General features: G+C 46.2%; 20 protein-coding genes. 9 read left to right on the forward strand and 11 right to left on the reverse strand.

Features of this window, described 5'->3' with window-relative positions; translation table 11 throughout:
* The first annotated feature begins 27 nt into the window (after window positions 1–27).
* Genes rpsD through rplQ form a run of 3 tightly spaced genes read left to right on the forward strand, consistent with a single transcriptional unit; the run spans window position 28 to window position 2,077 of the window.
* A complete protein-coding gene (rpsD, locus tag AACT42_RS20795; protein ID WP_013855928.1) occupies window positions 28–648 on the forward strand; it encodes a 30S ribosomal protein S4 in 621 nt (206 codons plus the stop codon).
* 23 nt (window positions 649–671) lie between these two features.
* Window positions 672–1,664, forward strand: coding sequence for a DNA-directed RNA polymerase subunit alpha (locus tag AACT42_RS20800; RefSeq protein WP_010318781.1), 993 nt, complete (start codon window positions 672–674; stop codon window positions 1,662–1,664).
* A 26-nt stretch (window positions 1,665–1,690) separates the two neighbouring features.
* On the forward strand, window positions 1,691–2,077 hold the full coding sequence (gene rplQ / locus AACT42_RS20805) for a 50S ribosomal protein L17 (RefSeq protein ID WP_017042856.1): 387 nt from the start codon (window positions 1,691–1,693) through the stop codon (window positions 2,075–2,077).
* Between the two features lie 180 nt (window positions 2,078–2,257).
* Here rplQ and AACT42_RS20810 read toward each other — a convergent pair whose 3' ends face one another.
* Entirely contained in the window at window positions 2,258–2,878 is a 621-nt protein-coding gene (locus AACT42_RS20810; protein ID WP_010318783.1) for an FKBP-type peptidyl-prolyl cis-trans isomerase, read from the reverse strand.
* A gap of 234 nt (window positions 2,879–3,112) precedes the next feature.
* Between AACT42_RS20810 and AACT42_RS20815 the strand changes: the two genes are divergently transcribed.
* Window positions 3,113–3,676 carry a LysM-like peptidoglycan-binding domain-containing protein gene (locus tag AACT42_RS20815; RefSeq protein ID WP_029190036.1) on the forward strand — a complete coding sequence of 188 codons (564 nt, stop codon included), beginning with the start codon at window positions 3,113–3,115 and terminating at the stop codon, window positions 3,674–3,676.
* A 23-nt stretch (window positions 3,677–3,699) separates the two neighbouring features.
* On the opposite strand, the gene AACT42_RS20820 is transcribed toward AACT42_RS20815, so the two are convergent.
* Complete coding sequence (locus tag AACT42_RS20820) at window positions 3,700–4,152, reverse strand: GNAT family N-acetyltransferase (RefSeq protein WP_013855931.1); 453 nt, start codon at window positions 4,150–4,152, stop codon at window positions 3,700–3,702.
* Between the two features lie 177 nt (window positions 4,153–4,329).
* On the opposite strand from AACT42_RS20820, the gene dbpA reads away from it, so the two are divergent.
* Window positions 4,330–5,715 carry an ATP-dependent RNA helicase DbpA gene (gene dbpA / locus AACT42_RS20825; protein WP_094133347.1) on the forward strand — a complete coding sequence of 462 codons (1,386 nt, stop codon included), beginning with the start codon at window positions 4,330–4,332 and terminating at the stop codon, window positions 5,713–5,715.
* A gap of 50 nt (window positions 5,716–5,765) precedes the next feature.
* Here dbpA and AACT42_RS20830 read toward each other — a convergent pair whose 3' ends face one another.
* From AACT42_RS20830 to cpdB, 8 genes are all read right to left on the reverse strand, one after another.
* The gene (locus tag AACT42_RS20830; RefSeq protein WP_094133346.1) at window positions 5,766–7,535 is read right to left on the reverse strand and encodes a lysophospholipid acyltransferase family protein; all 1,770 of its coding nucleotides are present in this window, start codon (window positions 7,533–7,535) and stop codon (window positions 5,766–5,768) included.
* 2 nt (window positions 7,536–7,537) lie between these two features.
* Entirely contained in the window at window positions 7,538–7,990 is a 453-nt protein-coding gene (locus tag AACT42_RS20835) for a hypothetical protein (protein ID WP_013855934.1), read from the reverse strand.
* 13 nt (window positions 7,991–8,003) lie between these two features.
* Window positions 8,004–8,441, reverse strand: coding sequence for a YHS domain-containing (seleno)protein (locus AACT42_RS20840; protein ID WP_094133345.1), 438 nt, complete (start codon window positions 8,439–8,441; stop codon window positions 8,004–8,006).
* 10 nt (window positions 8,442–8,451) lie between these two features.
* The gene (locus AACT42_RS20845; RefSeq protein ID WP_094133344.1) at window positions 8,452–9,219 is read right to left on the reverse strand and encodes an NRDE family protein; all 768 of its coding nucleotides are present in this window, start codon (window positions 9,217–9,219) and stop codon (window positions 8,452–8,454) included.
* Window position 9,220: 1 nt separating this feature from the next.
* Entirely contained in the window at window positions 9,221–9,769 is a 549-nt protein-coding gene (locus AACT42_RS20850; RefSeq protein ID WP_013855937.1) for a hypothetical protein, read from the reverse strand.
* Between the two features lie 34 nt (window positions 9,770–9,803).
* A complete protein-coding gene (locus tag AACT42_RS20855; protein ID WP_017042863.1) occupies window positions 9,804–10,937 on the reverse strand; it encodes a hypothetical protein in 1,134 nt (377 codons plus the stop codon).
* Complete coding sequence (locus tag AACT42_RS20860; protein ID WP_094133343.1) at window positions 10,934–11,521, reverse strand: DedA family protein; 588 nt, start codon at window positions 11,519–11,521, stop codon at window positions 10,934–10,936. Before AACT42_RS20860 ends, AACT42_RS20855 begins: the two co-directional genes overlap by 4 nt.
* A 313-nt stretch (window positions 11,522–11,834) precedes the next feature.
* Window positions 11,835–13,796: a 2',3'-cyclic-nucleotide 2'-phosphodiesterase gene (gene cpdB / locus AACT42_RS20865; RefSeq protein WP_094133342.1), complete on the reverse strand. Its 1,962-nt coding sequence runs from the start codon at window positions 13,794–13,796 to the stop codon at window positions 11,835–11,837.
* Window positions 13,797–14,085: 289 nt separating this feature from the next.
* On the opposite strand from cpdB, the gene cobA reads away from it, so the two are divergent.
* The 4 genes from cobA (at window position 14,086) to cysC (ending at window position 18,108) form a co-directional block, all read left to right on the forward strand.
* Window positions 14,086–14,964, forward strand: a complete 879-nt coding sequence (gene cobA, locus AACT42_RS20870; RefSeq protein ID WP_094133341.1) for a uroporphyrinogen-III C-methyltransferase — start codon at window positions 14,086–14,088, stop codon at window positions 14,962–14,964.
* A gap of 91 nt (window positions 14,965–15,055) precedes the next feature.
* Window positions 15,056–15,964, forward strand: a complete 909-nt coding sequence (gene cysD, locus AACT42_RS20875; RefSeq protein ID WP_026029179.1) for a sulfate adenylyltransferase subunit CysD — start codon at window positions 15,056–15,058, stop codon at window positions 15,962–15,964.
* Window positions 15,965–15,981: 17 nt separating this feature from the next.
* Window positions 15,982–17,412: a sulfate adenylyltransferase subunit CysN gene (gene cysN, locus AACT42_RS20880; protein WP_017049184.1), complete on the forward strand. Its 1,431-nt coding sequence runs from the start codon at window positions 15,982–15,984 to the stop codon at window positions 17,410–17,412.
* Between the two features lie 78 nt (window positions 17,413–17,490).
* Window positions 17,491–18,108, forward strand: a complete 618-nt coding sequence (gene cysC, locus AACT42_RS20885; RefSeq protein WP_088729167.1) for an adenylyl-sulfate kinase — start codon at window positions 17,491–17,493, stop codon at window positions 18,106–18,108.
* 42 nt (window positions 18,109–18,150) lie between these two features.
* On the opposite strand, the gene AACT42_RS20890 is transcribed toward cysC, so the two are convergent.
* Entirely contained in the window at window positions 18,151–19,050 is a 900-nt protein-coding gene (locus tag AACT42_RS20890; protein ID WP_013855945.1) for a TIGR03899 family protein, read from the reverse strand.
* Window positions 19,051–19,159 lie beyond the last annotated feature (109 nt).

The following is a 19,159-nucleotide window of genomic DNA, read 5'->3' on the forward strand; positions in this document are numbered from 1 at the left end:
CGTTTCTAGGAAGATTGGAGAAAGATCATGGCAAGATATTTGGGTCCTAAGCTGAAGCTTAGCCGCCGCGAAGGTACTGACTTGTTCCTTAAGTCAGGCATTCGTGCGATTGATACCAAGTGTAAAATTGACAACGCACCAGGTGTACACGGCGCTCGTCGCGGTCGTCTATCTGAGTACGGTGTTCAGCTTCGTGAGAAGCAAAAAGTTCGTCGTATTTATGGCGTTCTAGAAAAACAATTCCGTAACTACTACAAAGAAGCTGCACGTCTTAAAGGCAATACTGGTGAAAACCTACTTCAGCTTCTTGAAGGTCGTCTTGATAACGTAGTTTACCGCATGGGCTTTGGCGCTACTCGCGCAGAAGCACGTCAGCTAGTAAGCCACAAAGCTATCCTAGTTAACGGTAAAGTTGTAAACGTTCCTTCTTTCAATGTTGCGGTTAACGACGTTGTTGCAATCCGTGAGAAAGCTAAAAAGCAATCTCGCATTAAAGCAGCTCTAGAAGTTGCTGAACAACGCGAAAAACCAACTTGGATTGAAGTAGATGGCGGCCAAATGGAAGGTACATTCAAGCGTATGCCTGAGCGTTCTGACCTGTCAGCTGACATCAACGAACAATTGATCGTCGAGCTTTACTCTAAGTAAGGTTAAACTAAAGAGAGGACACAATGCAGGGTTCTGTAACAGAATTTCTTAAGCCACGTCTTGTTGATATCGAACAGATTAGCACGACACACGCAAAAGTAACTCTTGAGCCGTTAGAGCGTGGTTTCGGCCATACTCTGGGTAATGCACTTCGCCGTATTCTTCTATCTTCAATGCCAGGTTGTGCTGTAACTGAAGTGGAGATTGAAGGCGTACTACACGAGTACAGCACCAAAGAAGGCATTCAAGAAGATATCCTTGAGATCCTTCTGAACCTAAAAGGTTTGGCTGTTCGCGTTGCCGAAGGCAAAGATGAAGTGTTCATTACGCTGAACAAATCAGGCTCGGGCCCTGTTGTTGCAGGTGACATCACCCATGATGGTGATGTAGAGATCACTAACCCTGAGCACGTGATTTGTCATCTAACGGATGACAACGCTGAGATCGCTATGCGTATCAAAGTAGAACGTGGTCGTGGTTATGTTCCAGCTTCAGCTCGTATCCATACTGAAGAAGATGAGCGTCCAATCGGTCGTCTACTTGTAGATGCTACTTACAGCCCAGTAGACAAAATTGCCTACTCTGTGGAAGCCGCTCGCGTAGAACAACGTACTGATTTAGATAAGCTCGTTATCGATATGGAAACGAACGGTACTCTAGAACCTGAGGAAGCAATCCGTCGTGCAGCAACTATTCTTGCTGAACAATTGGATGCGTTCGTAGATCTTCGTGATGTACGTGTACCTGAGGAGAAGGAAGAGAAGCCAGAATTCGATCCAATCCTACTGCGTCCTGTAGACGATCTTGAACTAACAGTTCGCTCTGCTAACTGTTTGAAAGCAGAAGCGATTCACTACATCGGTGATCTAGTACAGCGCACTGAGGTTGAGCTACTTAAAACGCCAAACCTTGGTAAGAAATCTCTTACAGAGATTAAAGACGTGCTTGCATCACGTGGTCTATCTTTGGGCATGCGCCTAGAGAACTGGCCGCCAGCGTCTATCGCTGAAGATTAATCGATACTAGTTAGAAGGATTAGGTCATGCGCCATCGTAAGAGTGGTCGTCAACTCAACCGCAACAGCAGTCATCGCAAAGCGATGTTCAGCAACATGGCTAGCTCTCTAGTACGTCATGAAGTTATCAAGACTACTTTGCCAAAAGCAAAAGAGCTACGTCGCGTCGTTGAGCCTTTGATTACACTAGCTAAGACTGACAGTGTTGCAAACCGTCGTCTAGCATTTGCTCGCACTCGTGATAACGAAGTTGTGGCAAAACTATTTAACGAACTAGGTCCACGTTTTGCAGCTCGCCAAGGCGGCTACACACGTATCCTAAAGTGCGGTTTCCGTACTGGTGATAAAGCTCCAATGGCATACATTGAGCTTGTCGATCGCCCAGAAGTAGCTGTAGAAGCTGCTGCTGAGTAATCAGTTCGTATAATTAAAAAAGCCGAGTAGTAATACTCGGCTTTTTTGTATGCGTAGATTTTATCTTTGAACACAGGCTAACCAGATAATTATGCGTAGTGTCGTTTTTGATAGATGCTAAGTAAGAAATACTAATAAAAAAAGGTCAGCGAATGCCAACCTTCTCACTATCAATTCTATTTATAGAATATCGAGTAGCTCTACTTCAAATACTAGAGCTGCAAAAGGAGGAATTGCAGCGCCAGCGCCACGCTCACCGTAGGCAAGATCTTGTGGAATATAGAGTTTCCATTTTGAACCCACAGGCATCAGTTGTAGTGCTTCTACCCAACCTTTGATTACACCTGTTACTGGGAATTCAGCTGGTTGACCGCGAGATACAGAGCTATCAAATACGGTACCGTCAGTCAATTCACCGTGGTAATGAACACGTACTTGCTTGTCAGATGTCGGGATATCCCCCGTACCTTCTGTAAGAATTTCGTACTGTAGACCAGATTCAAGCACGGTCACTTCAGGGCGTAGTGCGTTATCTGTTAAGAATACTTCACCGTCGGCTGCGGCTGCTTTGGCAGCTTCTTGGCGCAGAGATTCTGCACGCATGTGCAACTCTTGCAGTGCATTATTGATTTCATCAATTTCAATTGATGGCATGTCGCCTACTAATGCGGTTGCGATACCTGCGGCGATGGCGTCAACGTTAAGTCCTTCTAGACCACTACCCGCAAGTTGTTGGCCCATTTGTAGACCGATACCGTAGCTTGCTTTTTGCTCTACAGTGTCAAATTTTACTTCAGACATAAACAGTCACTCTTTTTATGTAAATAAACAAGTCCAAAGGATATCAGTTTCAAGCATGGGATGAAATGCTAATGGGAAATATCCAATATTGAACCTTCAGGTTGTGACAAATCGCAGATCCCAAAGAAAAATGTTCAAGATTGTGTCAACGTTTACGTTATCGCCACCTTGGCTCTATACTGATCCCTCTTGAGTTTTTATACTGTAGCTCGACAGAAAAGGAGACGGGTTAAGATGAATCGTCGTCACAAGAAGAAACCGCAAACTGATTATTTAGCGTTTATCCAACAGAAGTGGCATGCATTCGATTGGCGTGGCCTTATTTTACGTGTTCGCACAGTTTGGCTGGCGCTGCCTAAGCTTCACCAGCGCGCTTTATTAGCGATCGTTCCAGTAGTGTGTTTGCTCATTATTATTCCTTTTCCTGAGCGAACAGAGCAGGCCGCTCTACCGAAAAGTAATGAGCGTGTGGAAATCAGCATTAATACGGTTGGGTTGAGTGAACAAAAAACGCCTCAACAAACCGATCGTAAATCTGAGTTCTGGCGAGAGTACACGGTTAAAAACGGGGACACTTTGTCGCAGGTTTTTCGGGCAAATGATTTACCGATGTCTGATCTTAATGCCTTAGTCAAAATTGAAGGCAGTGACAAACCGCTCAGCCAAATTACCCAAGGCCAATTAGTTCGCTTCAAACTCGCGGCTGATGGGCAACTCGATATCCTGCAACTTGAGAAAAACGATCAATCAGTGATGTTTTTCAGGCGCTCAGATGGCGGATTTGGCCGTAGTAAATAACACGCTTTGATCAAGAGGGTTATTTACTTGCTGAGCTGCATGTCGATATGCGGGATATCATCTTCTAGATACATCGCCGACGTTTGTTGAAAACCATAACTTTGATAGAAGCTAGCAAGATAGTGCTGTGCACCAATTTCAATATCTTGATTGGGCCACAGCTTCTGGCATTCGGCTAATGCTTGCTGCATTAATTGGTGTCCAAGGCCATTTCCTCTCGCTTCTTTTTGGGTTGCAATGCGACCAATACTGACACTTGGGTAGCTAATCCCCGCAGGGAGTAAGCGCGCGCAGGCAACAATCTGCTGATCCTGTTCACCAATTAAATGAAAAACACCCGGCTGAATATCCTTATTATCCAATTCAGGGTAAGGACAGGTTTGTTCGACCACAAAGACATCGACGCGCAGTTTAAGTAGCGCATAAAGTTGATGAGTGGTTAATTGTGAGAATGAAAGACAGTGCCAAGTAATCATCGTAGTGCCCCTTTAAAAATGGATGTCGTTACTCTATCAAGCTTAAGTGCATGATTCATTAACAAAGGTTAAGAGTGAGCTACAAACTTGATGAATGATAAATAAAGATTCACTAGCCACACGAGGTTAAATAACGATAATAGGCGTTTAATTTTCGTCTAACGAAAGGACGGTCTCTTGAGTAATCTCTCTTTTTCAACGGTAAATCTACAACCAGAACTTCTTTCTAACCTCGATACTTTGGGATACACCAAGATGACGCCGATTCAGGCGTTAAGCTTGCCAACCATTTTGGCGGGTAAGGATGTGATTGGCCAAGGAAAAACAGGCTCAGGAAAAACAGCAGCGTTTGGTTTAGGCGTATTATCTAACCTCAACGTTAAGCGTTTTCGCGTTCAAGCTTTGGTGCTATGCCCAACGCGGGAGTTAGCCGATCAAGTCGCAACGGATATTCGCACACTCGGCCGCGCCATTCATAATATCAAAGTGCTCACCTTGTGTGGCGGCATGCCAATGGGGCCACAAATTGGTTCGTTAGAGCACGGTGCACATATTTTGGTTGGTACTCCGGGGCGTATTCTTGACCATTTAGACAAAGGTCGTATCGATCTCTCTGAACTCAATACGTTAGTGCTTGATGAAGCGGACCGAATGCTCGAAATGGGTTTCCAAGAAGCGCTGGATGCGATCATCAATGAAACGCCAACCAGCCGTCAAACATTGCTGTTTAGTGCTACGTTCCCAAATCAAATCAAACAAATTGCGCAGCGGATTATGCGTGAGCCTGAAATGGTCAAAGTTGAATCCACCCATGATACGTCCAGCATTCAGCAATATTTTTATAAAGTAGAGGGTACAGAGGCGCGTGATCGCGCGTTAGAACTACTGCTTTTACACCATCAGCCTGAATCTGCCGTGGTGTTCTGTAATACAAAGAAAGAAGTACAAAGTGTTGCTGAAGATCTACATCACAAGGGCTTTAGTGTGGTGGAACTGCATGGTGATTTAGAGCAGCGTGACCGTGACCAAGCTTTGGTGCAGTTTGCTAATAAAAGTATCTCCATTTTAGTTGCAACCGATGTGGCGGCACGTGGCCTTGATGTGGATAACTTAGATGCAGTATTTAACTTTGAGTTATCACGTGATCCTGAAGTGCACGTGCACCGCATTGGGCGTACTGGCCGAGCGGGCAGTAAAGGTTTAGCTTTTAGCTTCTTCAGTGACAGTGAAATGCACCGAGTGGCGATGATTGATGAATATATGGATATGCCCATCGAACCTGCTAAATTGCCTGATGCCAGTGCGTTAAACAACGCGCCTTATCAAGCCAATATGGTCACTATCCAGATTGATGGCGGTAAAAAGCAGAAAGTACGCCCGGGAGATATTCTAGGGGCCTTGACCAGTAACGACGGTATTGACGGTCAATATGTCGGTAAAATTAACATGTTACCGATGCGCAGCTACGTTGCAGTCCATAAATTGGTGGCGAAAAAAGCACTGAAGAAAATGGAAAGCGGTAAGATGAAAGGACGCCAATTTAGAGCACGCCTTCTAAAATAAGCCCCTTCATTTAGAATTAAAGCCAGCGAACAACTCGCTGGCTTTTGCGTTTATGAGGGCTTTGAACTGAAAGGTGTCGAATCCAAATAAGCGCTGGCTTGCTCCTTACCCATGTATTTTGCCAATGTATGCAGCGGAACTTGTTTCAAGTTCACCACAATTAAGCCATCTAACGCATTGTTAAACGCGGGGTCGACATTAAAACAGACGAGCTTGCCATTCATCCCTAAATATTGGCGCAGCAATACAGGAAGGCCCTTGCCATTTTCCATTTTTGCTAACACTTTCGACAGCAGAGAAATGCTTGCCAAAGATGAGAGCAAGTTGGTTTGCCAAAATGTGTTCCCATTGCTCCGTAGTGGAGTGGAAGGTGAAACCAAGGTTGCCTTTTCATGATCATAATGATGAATAGAGAGTGTTGCGGCCATTAATTGTCGCGCGGTGTGGCTGTAATCGTTGCTAATGCTTACTGGGCCAAACAAGTGCGTGTATTGTGGATGACGCGCGACAAACGCAGCAATACCTTTCCACAGCATTAACAGTGAGTTGAGGTTGCGCTGGTATTTCGAGGAAACCACCGAGCGACCTAGCTCAATACTGGTATCGAGTGTGTTGATGAAGGCTTCATCATACTGAAATAAGCTACGGGAATAGAGCCCTGCTAACCCTTGCTTCGCTATCAGTTCATCCACTAACCCCAATCGATAAGCTCCAACAATTTGACGGTCTTTCTTGTGCCAAACAAAGAGTTGGTAGTAATGGCGATCATACTCATCAAGATCACAAGCTAAGCCGCTTCCTTCACCTACGGCGCGAAAACTCTCTTCACGAATTCGACCAATCTCTTGCAGTATGTGGGGTAACTGCTCGCTTGCGGCGCAATAGACAATCCAATCACCTTGCTCTAAGAGCTTGCTTTCGCTTGGCAGCGCAGCGAGATCTTGCTCAAGCTTCTCTACAATAAGCGCATCAATAATAGGAAGGGGCGATGTTACTAATTCTGGTGAGGATGGCGTTGCGGAAGGTGTTGTACTCATTAAATAGGTATTGAGACGCAGATAATGAACAATGTCTCGTTCCTGTTCAAATGCTTTCACTTCAGAATAGGGGATGGGATTGCCGATGGAAATCTCAATGTTGTGCGCCTGCTTATTCAGTAGCTCGCGGCCGAGCAATGCCGTTCGCAGTAGTGGATGAATTCGCCCCGCTTGATAAAACAGAGTGCTATTTTTACCATTAATAAAGATCGGGACGGTGGTGGCTTGGGCGCGTTTAACAAATTTGGCGACGGATTGACTCCATTCGATATCCGACAGTGTTTGCGATCCTTTGGGGTAAGTAGATACCTCACCAGCGGGGAAGATAATCAATAAGCCACCTTGAGCCAAATGAAGGTTCGCATCTCGAATGGCTTGCGCATTGGTGCTGCGAGCACTTTTGCTATTGAACACATCGATACCGATAAAGAGTTCACTAATTTCAGGCAGGCGCTTTAGCAACTGATTCGCCAGCACTTTAATATCGGTGCGTACTGAACCAATTAAATCGGCTAATATCACCCCTTCAATTGCGCCCAGCGGGTGGTTAGCGACGATCACCACTGGGCCTGTTTGTGGAATGTTATCGATGCTGCCCAAAGCAAGGCGATATTCGATATTGAGTGCCGCTAGCGTGTAGCGCATAAACTCAAAGCAAGAGGGTTTGGCAGGACGCTGCTGATACAGTTTATCCAGTGTTGCAAGCCCAGAGGCCCATTCAACAATTGATTCTGCGACGCCAAATGGAGTGTGTCGTGGTAAACGAAAAGGACTGGCTAGCATAATTACACTCCTTTATTCAGCCACTGGTGCAATAAACCATCACCGTTTTTGAGATCTCGTCGCACCAAAAAAGCCGCACACAACCAAACAAGACAAGCCATCGCAAATAGCAGGCCGCTATCATTGCCGACCACTTCTCCTACTTGGTTAAACTCTGGCATCACAATGCCAAGAGGCGTAAATAAATGAAAGAAAATCGCACCACTCATAATGCCGACGCTCATCAGTGCACCAAGGCCATGCCAGCGGCTAAACAGCAAAATAGAGGCTATCAGTTCAGCCGTTCCGATTAAATACCCGCCATACACAGCAAACCAACCGAGGCCAGACCACGCACCTAAGGTGCCAAAAATATAGTTGGTTTCGTAAGAGCCGGAAAACTTAAAGACAAGCGATTGAATAAAAACAAACGCAATCAAGAGTGAGGGAAGATGTTGGCTAGCTTTAAACGTCATGGTGTGGCTCCTACTACTTAATTAAATTGGGCCAATTTTTATCGGCTTGTTGGATGTGCACCGCTTGGTTGGCATCCCATAATGTTTTGATCTTTTTGTCGTAATTGAGATAGAGCTTGTCGTCGACAATCGCCCATTGATTGGGATCTCCCGGAGCAAAATCGTTCTTTTCAGAGATGGCCCAAGCGCAGTAGCCGCCATACTGCGGCGCATATTGGTTAGGGTTATTCAGAAACAGTTCAAGGTTCTCTTTTGAAGAAAAATACCACTGCGCATTTTTATAAAGGGTCGAAAAATCGGAGGAGCCTTTTACTGGCTCTCCTTTGGTGAAGTAGGCGACGGTGTCATAGCCACTCAGCGCTTTATTGCTCAGAAAGCTGGTGTAAATTTCATCCTCAGCGAGGCTCACGCTGCTGACAAACAGCAGTAATAGTCCTAGTAAACGTTTCATTGTTGATTCCTCATAAATTGGCGACCCAAGGCGTGGTTTTGTCGATCTCATTACGCTGCTGGTGGAGTGATGTCTCACTGAGCTGTAAGCAAGGTGAACCTGAGATATAGGTCATATACTGCTGCTGTTGTGTGACGCGTAAATAGGTAAAGCTAACGGTGTGCGCATCTTGACGATGCATACAGGGTGCCCAATGTGGATGGGCGACATGGTGGTGGGCGTGAAACTTTAGTCGCTGTTGCACACTATCTTCCTCGGCGATTAAAGCTTGATAGAGCTGCGAGCGGTAGTGTTGCACCTGTTCTAAATCGACACTGGATGAAAATAGAGGCGATTGCGTCACCGCGATTTGGCTCTGTTCACCATTCCACGCCAGAGCCATTACATTGCCTTGTACATCAGTTAAATTAGGGTCGAAAGCAAGCAAAGTGAATGGTGCAAATTGCTGAAGGTTGAGCTGTGCAAACGCTTGGATAACCTTCTCAACACTGATTTGACTGGATAAATGCTTAAGCAATTGACCGCGGCTCACTAAGCGTTCGGCATCGGCTCCTTGGGGGATTTTACCTTGGTAATTATTGAGCAAGCACAAAGCCAAACCGCATTCATTAAGGCTGATCCAACTGCCTCCACCGGCAGGATCAATCGGCATCAACACTTCAACACCAGCTTGCGTGTATTGTTTAGGCGGCAACGCTAATGGGCGGTTTTTTTGTTCATCACGGTTAAAAAACAGATGATAGCCGTGTTTGTCGAGTAACCAAGAAACTGAGCACATGTTATTGCCCCCGAATGAAGGAGGCCGTGGCTGGCGCTAAGCCGAAAGCGGCATCAGTTTCTACATGCAGCAAATGAGCAACCACTTTAGCCATCGCAAAATGGTGCTGTGCATGCAAAGTGGCGAAGCTTAACTCTCGCTCCCATGTTGATGATAAAGAGCACACTTGCGTTTCCTGCAATGAGGTTTCAACAAGTACCGTAACGGATTTTTGGAGTGAGGCCGAGCACTGCGTTAACCATTGAATTAAATACTCAATTTCGGCCAAGGCCGCAGCACGGGACGTCTCAACGAGGTGGCCCCGACGGCGTTGGTTGTAATCAATAGTGCTAGTTGAGTTAGCCAGCGCATGAAACAGATCCAACCAATGACGAAAATGTTGCCCCACTGAACTGGCGACAATTGGCGTGGCTAAGTGGGTGTAGTGCCTATCTTCTAACTGTTCGAGAAACTGGTGCGCTTGTTCCAGTGTTTCAATGCCGCCTTGGATCACGGGGGCATGATTAGGCTGCGATGCGCTTTGTTGTGAACTTGTGGTGATTGCAAACATATTTCTATCCCTATGATTGTTCTTATGGATAAGGTTAATCCGTGCTTGGGTAATGTTCGGTTAAGGCCTTTTCTTTGCGCCAAGCGTTCAGCAGTTCAGCCATTTTGGGTGTTTGATGGCCTAACTTTCGCTGCTGCGCGCCAATGTCGAATAAGATTCGGTACTGTCTGAGTAAGGTTGAGAAGATCTCACGCAGCGGTGTTTCTCTATCCCAAATATGAGCAGCTTCACTGCTTGCGCCATTGATTTCCAAAATCGTGAACTGTTCTCCAGCCATCAATTGGTGAATATTGGCAAACTTGATATCGAGCCGCCCATAATGAAACCCGTCAACATTGTTAAAAATCTCATCCAGCTTGTTGGTGAGAGCGCGAGTAATGTAGCGGTTACCATTGCGGAAAATCGATCCGCGACTATGGCTGCCCGCAAAGGCGAGTTGAAACTCCTGCCCTGCTTCAAGAACCCAATCGAGCTTCTCAAGGTGGCGAGGAAAATAGAGATGAGGGAGTTGCCCTGCGCGTGGGCAGCGTTCAATTAACTGCTTTAAAGTGTGAATGCCATCCCCAGTGACAAACGGGGCATACTTAAGTGTGATGGAAATAATGTTGCCTTGAGCCTCACCGGGATAGCGCACATAAAATACGCCAGCTTCAGCCTGATACGGCGCTTTTTGTTGCAGTAAAAAACGGGCGTTAATCGGGAATGATTGGATGTAGTCACTCAGTTGTTGTTCATTTTGCAGCAGTTTTACGCCAACGCCGCGGCAGCCTAAATCTGGTTTAGCGACAAGAGGGAAATCCAACGATGCTTGTTGCATTGCAGACAGAGCCTGTGCTGTTTGCTGCTGAGCGGTTTGATGGCTTTTCGTTCGGGTGATAAAGGGCGATATCCACTGCTGAGCGTATTCACCGGCTAGATTAAGAATGTCGTGTTTTGACTCTCCAACCATGCCGCTGAGCTTGATGCCGGGGTTTGCAATTAAAGGTAATCCCCAGTTGCCATAACGCAGCCCTTGCAGCAGGCTTTGAATCACCACAGGAGTGTAGAAAAACCAACTGGGCAGAAATTCATAAGGAGAAATGCTGCGTTTGGTGTCTTGCTCTAAAAGCGGCATACCCGCGTTGATTTTGCCATGTGCAATGCAAGGCATTTCTAATTTGGCGTTCATGACAATCCTTTAGAAAATGATTTGTTGAGAAGACGATTGGTGAGCATTAATAGCCCAATCGCGATAGGAATAATGATCCATTGATAAGGAGAGGACTGTTGCCAAACCTGACTCCCTAGGTAATAAAGCGTTGAAAAAACGATCAGTGTCCACAGTGCTGTGGCCGTCAGTACGGAGCACAGAAATAGCGCCAACGGAATAGAAAAAAAGCCGCTCAAAGTAAAACCCACCGTTCTTAGGCCGGGGACAAAGCGAATAATAAACAGATTTAAAAAAGTATGATGGTGCAGCTTGCGACGGACGGTTCGAAAATGTTTATTGGTCAGTGCTTGATAACGAAGCGGACGAACGCGTTGTGCCACTTGGCCTAAGTAATACAAACCGAGATCGCCACTAACAATGCCGACAAAAATAGCCAACAACGCCAAGCCGGGGGGCATGAGATTTTGCAAAGCCAGAGTGGCGGCGGTGACAATAGCGACATCCTCTAACAAATAGGAAAGCAAAATTACGCCGATAAATAGTAAAGTCAGTGAATGACTTTCGGCTGTTAGAAAGGTTTGAATGTCGATAGCAAGCCCCACACTTCCTCCTTAGCAAATTATGATCAAGTATAGAATAAGGCGCTGATTGCGCTTTTATTTTCATTACGAGGACAAAGACCTGCCAAAGAATAGAAAAATTGCATATTTGATGATTTTTTTATAATTAAATTGAAGCAATGTTTAAAAATCAAACAGAGGTTGTAACTAAGGTTGAACGACTCGTGGATAACCAAGAACCACAGAGATCAGAGTTAGGGTTGTCGAGCGGGAAATAAAAAACGCAGCGAAAGGCTGCGTTTGTGGGGTGAAAGCGCCTTAATTCATTGGCCTCTTTCAATCGATTTGAGTGGGGTTATTGGGTAAGGTCAATCCTGTAAACCGCAAAACCAATTTCATCGTTTTCCACCAAAGTCATTGGGTATTGGCCTTTCTCTTTGATGAACTGTGCTGCTTTCTCACTTGGAGAGGTTTCAAAACGAATATCTAATGCAGTATTAGTTTTAATCGGAGCAAACGACCAGTTGTTATCAGCACTTGGCGTAACTTGACCTTTTTCTTTACTCACGCGCGAAATGTAGTTGGCGACGGCCGTGCGGTTTTCGTCGGGTGAGTCAAAGGCAACAAATTGTGCGCCCGTGCCTGCAAATTTATTGCTGTAAGCGCGGTAGTTATTGGTGGCGACAATAAAGGTCTGTTTTACATCGATAGGTTTACCTTGATAAATTAAGCCTACAATGCGCTCTGCATCTTTATTCGCCACTTTGCAATCACCATCGTATTTGGCGGGTTGAGTCACATCGACTTGGTAATTCACCCCATCCATAACATCAAAGTTATACGTGCGGAAATCAGCCCAATTGATCAAGGATTGTGGTTGAGTGCTGTGCGGATCAATCTGATTAAACTGCCCCGCGCTGCATTCCAACCATTCCTTCACTTCTTTACCCGTCATTTTCAGCGCGACTAATGTATTAGGGTAAAGATAGAGATCTGCTGCGTTACGAAATGTCAGTTGGCCAGCTTCGACTTCGGTGAAACCGGCAGGATCATCTTTACGGCCACCAACTTTGAAAGGGGCTGCGGCCGATAACACCGGTAAACCATCAAGATCAGGGTCGCCTTGAATAAAGCGTTCCACATAATCTTTTTGTGCAAGGTTAACGATTTGCACGGTTGGGTCATCTTGTACCAAGGCTAAAAAGCTGTACATCACATCATTCGCTTGGCCAATCGGTTGATTCACGAAATCTCGCGTGCCTTTATGGTCCGACTCTAAGGCTTTCACTATGCCTGTATCGGCTGCTGCCAGTGATTTCTTATTGGCTTTATCGAAGATTGGGCGAGCTTGGGATTGACCATTCACGACTGACCATTGGCCATCTTTGCTTTGCAAAGTCAGATCCATCACACCAACATGGCTACCCCAGCGCCCCGGCATGACAGCGGTTACGCCATTAATGGTGCCTTTAGTTACATCTGCTCCTGGCAGTTTGGCAAAATCTTGGCTAGGGAATACCGCGTGAGAGTGACCAAAAGCAATTGCGTCAATGCCTTCTACTTGGGTGAGGTAGTAAACCGAGTTTTCTGCACCAACGGAATATGGGTTAGCTGAGACACCAGAGTGCGGGATTGCCACGATCACATCGGCACCCTCTTTTTTCATCTGCGGGATCAGCTCCTCGGCTGTTTGCTTGATGTCTTTGGCAAACACTTTGCCATCCAGGTTTTTCTTATCCCACACCATGATTTGTGGTGGGACAAAACCAATGTAACCCACTTTAATTTGGTGCTCTTTACCATCGGTATCTTTGAACGTGTGCGTTTTAATGAGATAGGGATTGAAGAGGTGTTTGCCCGTTTGTTGGTCATAGACGTTGGCATTGACATACGGGAATGCGGCGTCGTTAATACTCTCCTTTAAAAAGGACAAACCGTAGTTAAATTCATGGTTACCAATGTTACCTACATCGTAGCCGAGCTGATTCATCGCTTTGTAAACTGGGTGAACCTCACCAACCTTGATGCCTTTGGCGGCCATATAGTCACCCATTGGGCTACCTTGGAGTAAATCACCGTTATCGACCAAAATGCTGTTTTCGACTTCGCTGCGCGCTTGCTTCACTAACGTCGCCGCACGGGATAAACCAATCTGGTTCGATGGCTTGTCTTTGTAGTAATCGTAATCCATCACATTGGTGTGAATATCGGTCGTTTCGACGATACGCAGTTTAATGGTGTCCGCCATTGCTGGGCCAGCCATTGCTAACATACCGCTCAAAATCGCGATGGAGAGAGGTTTCACTGCCACTTTCATTGTGTACTCCAGTTCGGGGTAGGGAACAAATAACTCGTCTAATGTAACAAAATCTTATGAAACGATGATTTCAATGAATATCAATTTGTGATGTTACGCGTTAACTCACCGGCATTCTGTCGACAAGATCTCATCATTGATTGGCTTTTAATCAGAGAGATAGTCACTTCTTATTCGGAATTATCCATTCCCTTATCAGCTTTTGATATAAAAAATGAAATTTTAGAATTTCAGGTAATATGAAGAGCCCGCCATAATGCATCCATGAATTAAGTTATGGATAACAACAATGAGTACGACGGAAACCATTTCTCAGTTGCCAATCAAAGGGCCGCGCTTAGTTGCGGTCAACAATGATGCTTTGGCAAGTAGCGCTCCATCGTACGTCAAAAGCCAATTGACCTGTGGTGAAGTGGCTTTGATTGGTGCAGGGCCGGGCGACCCAGAACTGCTGACGCTCAAAGCGCTGAGCTTTCTACAACAAGCTGACGTGGTGTTGTACGACTACCTAGTGTCTGATGAAATTATGGCGCTGGTGCCGAGCGATACCATCTTAGTCTGCGTGGGTAAGCGCGCTGGACACCACAGTGTTCCTCAAGAAAAAACCAATCAATTGCTGATCGATTTTGCGCAGCAAGGTTACAAAGTCGTGCGTATTAAAGGCGGCGATCCGTTTATGTTTGGCCGCGGTGGTGAAGAGTTGGAAGTGCTGTTTGATGCGGGAGTGAAATTTCAGGTGATCCCCGGTATTACAGCGGCGGCAGGCGCAACGGCCTATGCGGGAATTCCACTGACTCATCGTGATTATGCGCAATCCGCTCTGTTTGTCACCGGTCACCTTAAAGCGGAAAACGATGACATGGATTGGTCAACATTGGCACGTGGTAATCAAACCTTAGTCATTTACATGGGCTTGATGAAGTCGAGTTATATCCAGCAGCAGTTGATTGAACATGGACGCCAAGCCAACACACCAATCGCGATTATTGAACGCGGTACTCAGCGTTCGCAAAAAGTCTTCAAAGGGCAGCTCAGTGACTTATCACAACTGGCGGCGCGGGCGCAGGCTCCGGCCTTGATTGTGGTGGGCGAAGTGGTGGCGCTGTCGGAAAAACTGCATTGGTTTGGTGAACAACCCGCGCAGCAAAACCAAGTGAATTACGCCTGATTGCAAGGCTAGTCAGTTAGTTCCAACTCAATACTCAAACCAATTTCTCATTGCACAAGGCTCGCAATGCGAGCGAAAAGGAAGCATGCAGATGGATCAACAACGCTTAACCCATTTACAACAGCTCGAAGCCGAAAGTATTCATATTTTACGTGAAGTGGCCGCTGAATTTGATAACCCAGTAATGATGTATTCGATTGGTAAAGACTCTTCGGTGATGCTGCATTTAGCGCGCAAGGCTTTTTATCCGGGGAAAATTCCCTTCCCACTGCTGCATGTGGACACCGATTGGAAATTTCGTGAGATGATCGAATTTCGTGATCGTATGGCGCACAAGTATGGTTTTGAGCTTTTGGTACACAAAAACCCAGAAGGGATTGCGATGGGGATCAGCCCTTTTGAGCATGGATCTTCAAAGCATACTGACATCATGAAAACCCAAGGTTTAAAACAAGCGTTGAACCAATATGGTTTTGATGCTGCTTTTGGTGGTGCGCGTCGTGATGAAGAGAAATCACGCGCGAAAGAGCGTGTTTATTCTTTTCGTGACAAGAACCACACGTGGGATCCGAAGAACCAGCGTCCGGAGCTATGGAAAACCTACAACGGCCAAATCAATAAAGGTGAGAGCATTCGTGTTTTCCCGTTGTCGAACTGGACTGAATTGGATATTTGGCAATACATCTATTTGGAAAACATCGAGATCGTACCGCTGTATTTATCGGACATTCGCCCAGTTGTCGAACGCGATGGGATGCTGATCATGGTCGATGACGAGCGGATGAAGCTGCAACCTGGAGAAGAAGTACAGCACAAGAGTGTGCGTTTTCGCACGTTAGGTTGTTATCCACTCACTGGCGCAATTGAATCAGAGGCCAATACGCTAACGGGCATCATTGAAGAGATGCTGGTGGCCACTTCCAGTGAACGACAAGGCCGCGCGATCGACCACGATCAATCAGGATCGATGGAATTGAAAAAACGCCAAGGTTATTTCTAAGCCTCTAAGGAAAGATTATGAATAGTGCAGTTCAGGCTCAGCTTTCTGAGATCGGTATTGAAGCTTATCTCACGCAACACCAGCACAAATCGTTACTGAGATTTCTGACTTGTGGCTCGGTTGATGATGGAAAAAGTACCTTGATTGGTCGTTTGCTTCATGACACAAAACAGATTTATGAAGATCAACTGGCCGCCGTCCATTCCGATAGCCAGCGTGTTGGCACGACGGGTGAGCGCCCCGATTTAGCTCTGTTAGTTGATGGCCTGCAAGCGGAACGTGAGCAAGGGATCACCATTGACGTGGCGTATCGCTATTTCTCTACTCAAAAGCGCAAATTCATCATTGCCGATACTCCGGGGCATGAGCAGTACACGCGCAATATGGCGACGGGCGCATCCACTTGCGATCTCGCGGTGATTTTGATCGATGCCCGTAAAGGCATTTTGGATCAAACGCGTCGCCACTCATTCATTGCCAATCTGTTAGGTTTGAAGCATTTTGTGGTGGCGGTGAATAAGATGGATCTGGTCGATTACTCACAAGATCGTTTTGAGCAGATCCGTCAAGACTACGTGGAATTTTCAAAGCATCTGCAAGGTGATACTGATATTCAGATCATCCCGCTTTCTGCTCTGGAAGGGGACAACGTGGTCGAAGCAAGTCAACATATGCGTTGGTATCAAGGCCCATCACTGCTGGAGCTGCTTGAAACGGTGGACGTAGATCAGCAAAAAGGAGCCGGTGAGTTTCGTTTTCCAGTGCAGTATGTGAACCGACCGAATCTCGATTTTCGCGGTTTTGCTGGCACGATTGCAGCGGGCAGCATCAGCGTTGGAGATGCAATCACTGCACTTCCGTCTGGAAAAACATCCACCGTGGCACGTATTGTTACTTTCGATGGAGATTTGCCGCAAGCGCAAGCAGGCCAAGCGGTGACGTTAACGCTCAGCGATGAAATTGACATCAGCCGTGGTGATCTTATTGTGCTGCAAGGAGCGCAGGTTGAATCAACTAACCATCTATTAGCCGATGTGGTCTGGATGACAGAACAACCGCTCAAAGCCGGGCGTGAATACAACATCAAAATTGCAGGTAAGAAAACCGTCGGCCAGTTGCAAGCAGTACGTCACCAGTACGATATTAATAATTTATCGACTTATCACAGTGAAGAGTTGCCGCTCAATGGCATTGGCTTGTGTGAATGGTCGCTAACAGAGTCGATCGCGCTGGATAAATACTTAGACAGTGCCAATACTGGTGGATTTATCATCATCGATCGCCTGACGAATGTGACGGTGGGGGCGGGCTTAGTTCGAGATAGTTTGCAAAACATCGCTCATGCTCAAAGCGCCCACTCTGCATTTGAAGTTGAATTGAATGCCTTGATCCGCAAGCACTTTCCACACTGGGAAGCCAAAGATCTTCGTCAGTTACTCAAGGCTTAACTGTGGTGATTCGGTGGGAGGGATTGCCGCTTACAGCGTCCCTCTATTGGCTAGTTTGAGGCAACAAAGGATTGAGTAATGAGTACGAATTTGGCCAATAAAGATGAAAATGTTGTCTGGCATCAGCATACGGTGGATAAGTCGTTCCGCGCCAACTTAAAACAACAACAGCCAGCAGTATTGTGGTTTACGGGGTTGTCAGGGGCGGGAAAATCAACCATTGCTGGTGCGTTGGAACAGCGTTTAGCTCAACTCGGGTATCACACCTATTTACTCGATGGGGATAATGTACGCCACGGCTTGTGCAGCGACCTTGGGTTCTCAGAGCAAGATCGGCGAGAAAATATTCGCCGTATTGGTGAACTCGCGAAGCTGATGGCCGATGCTGGGTTAATCGTGTTATCGGCCTTTATTTCACCGCATCGCGCTGAGCGTCAATTAGTGCGCGATATGCTGCCACAAGGTGAGTTCATCGAAGTGTTTGTCAATACCAAGTTGGACGTGTGCGAGCAGCGCGACCCTAAGGGGCTGTATAAAAAAGCGCGCGCTGGTGAAATCAGTAATTTTACGGGCATTGACTCTGAGTATGAGCCACCACAAAACCCGGAGATCGAACTCGCAGCAGGCGAAAAAAGCATTGATGAGCTGGTGGAAATTTGCCTAACAGCGCTGCAAGTGCGAGCGATTATCGCCTAATGCAGAAGAGGGCTCATCAGTTTGAGCCCTTTATTTTTGAGGCTAGACGGCGTGATGAAAAGAGCTGCTGGCAACTTCGGTGTGGACAGTGAATTTCTGGCTAAGCACTGCCAGCATCTGATCGTAGTACTGCATATTTGGTTTATTACCCAGCAGCTTACACAGCTCATTGCCAGTGGGACTAAAACGGTAATAGAGTAGCCTTACTCCTTTACTCATCGATTGCAGTGACAGATTTTTACCTTGATAGGTCAACAGCAGTGCCGGTTCAAGTTCAATTTCTCCAGATTCCAGTTCAGTGGCATGCAGTAAGCCAAGCTCGATCAGTACTAACAGGCTCGAATAGGGTAATTGGAAACTACCCATATTGATGACAAATGTGCTGATGCGCTTCCCTAAACTAAAAATACCGTTAGTAGCACGAATGCCGACCAATAGCTTACGGCTGTTATCGCTACCAAAACAGCAGGCTAACGCTGAGGCTTTTTGGAGTATCTGCGCCTCTTTTGGTGTCATGTCTTGTAATACTTGCAGTGCTTTCATTGAGGTTGAACCGGGGTTGGTCACCTCGCGTTTGAGTACTTGCGCCCAAAGTCGCTGCATCGAAGAGTTGTGGATGTCTTGCGCCATATCGAAAAAACGGTGTAACCAATCTTGATCAGGCTCTCCCGCGGTCTCATTTTTACAAGAGATATGCGCCAGTTTGACGATCTGCTCTAGGTTTTTTTGTCGCTGCTCTTTACGTTGCTGTTCTCTAAATAAGGCGCGATCAAGCGAGGTTTTTTCTGGCGGATCCGTTTGTAGCAGCGCATCTAAGCCGTGATATTGAGCAATATTCAAAATGCGACTACCACTGTCTTTGATGTAGCTCGATTTTTTTTCGTGGCTTTGACCTGAGTTGGCTTGATGTTCAATCACTACAGGGTTGTTGGTATCTGCCATTTTATGTCCGCTTCAATCACCCATTTCATTCATGGATTAAAATGTAACGTGTAACGCATTTTCCATCTAGGAAAAACATTCGTTCTAGATCATAAATTTGCGCTATCCC

Origin of the sequence: Vibrio sp. V15_P4S5T153 (assembly GCF_963874485.1) — a bacterium.
Taxonomy (GTDB): domain Bacteria; phylum Pseudomonadota; class Gammaproteobacteria; order Enterobacterales; family Vibrionaceae; genus Vibrio; species Vibrio anguillarum.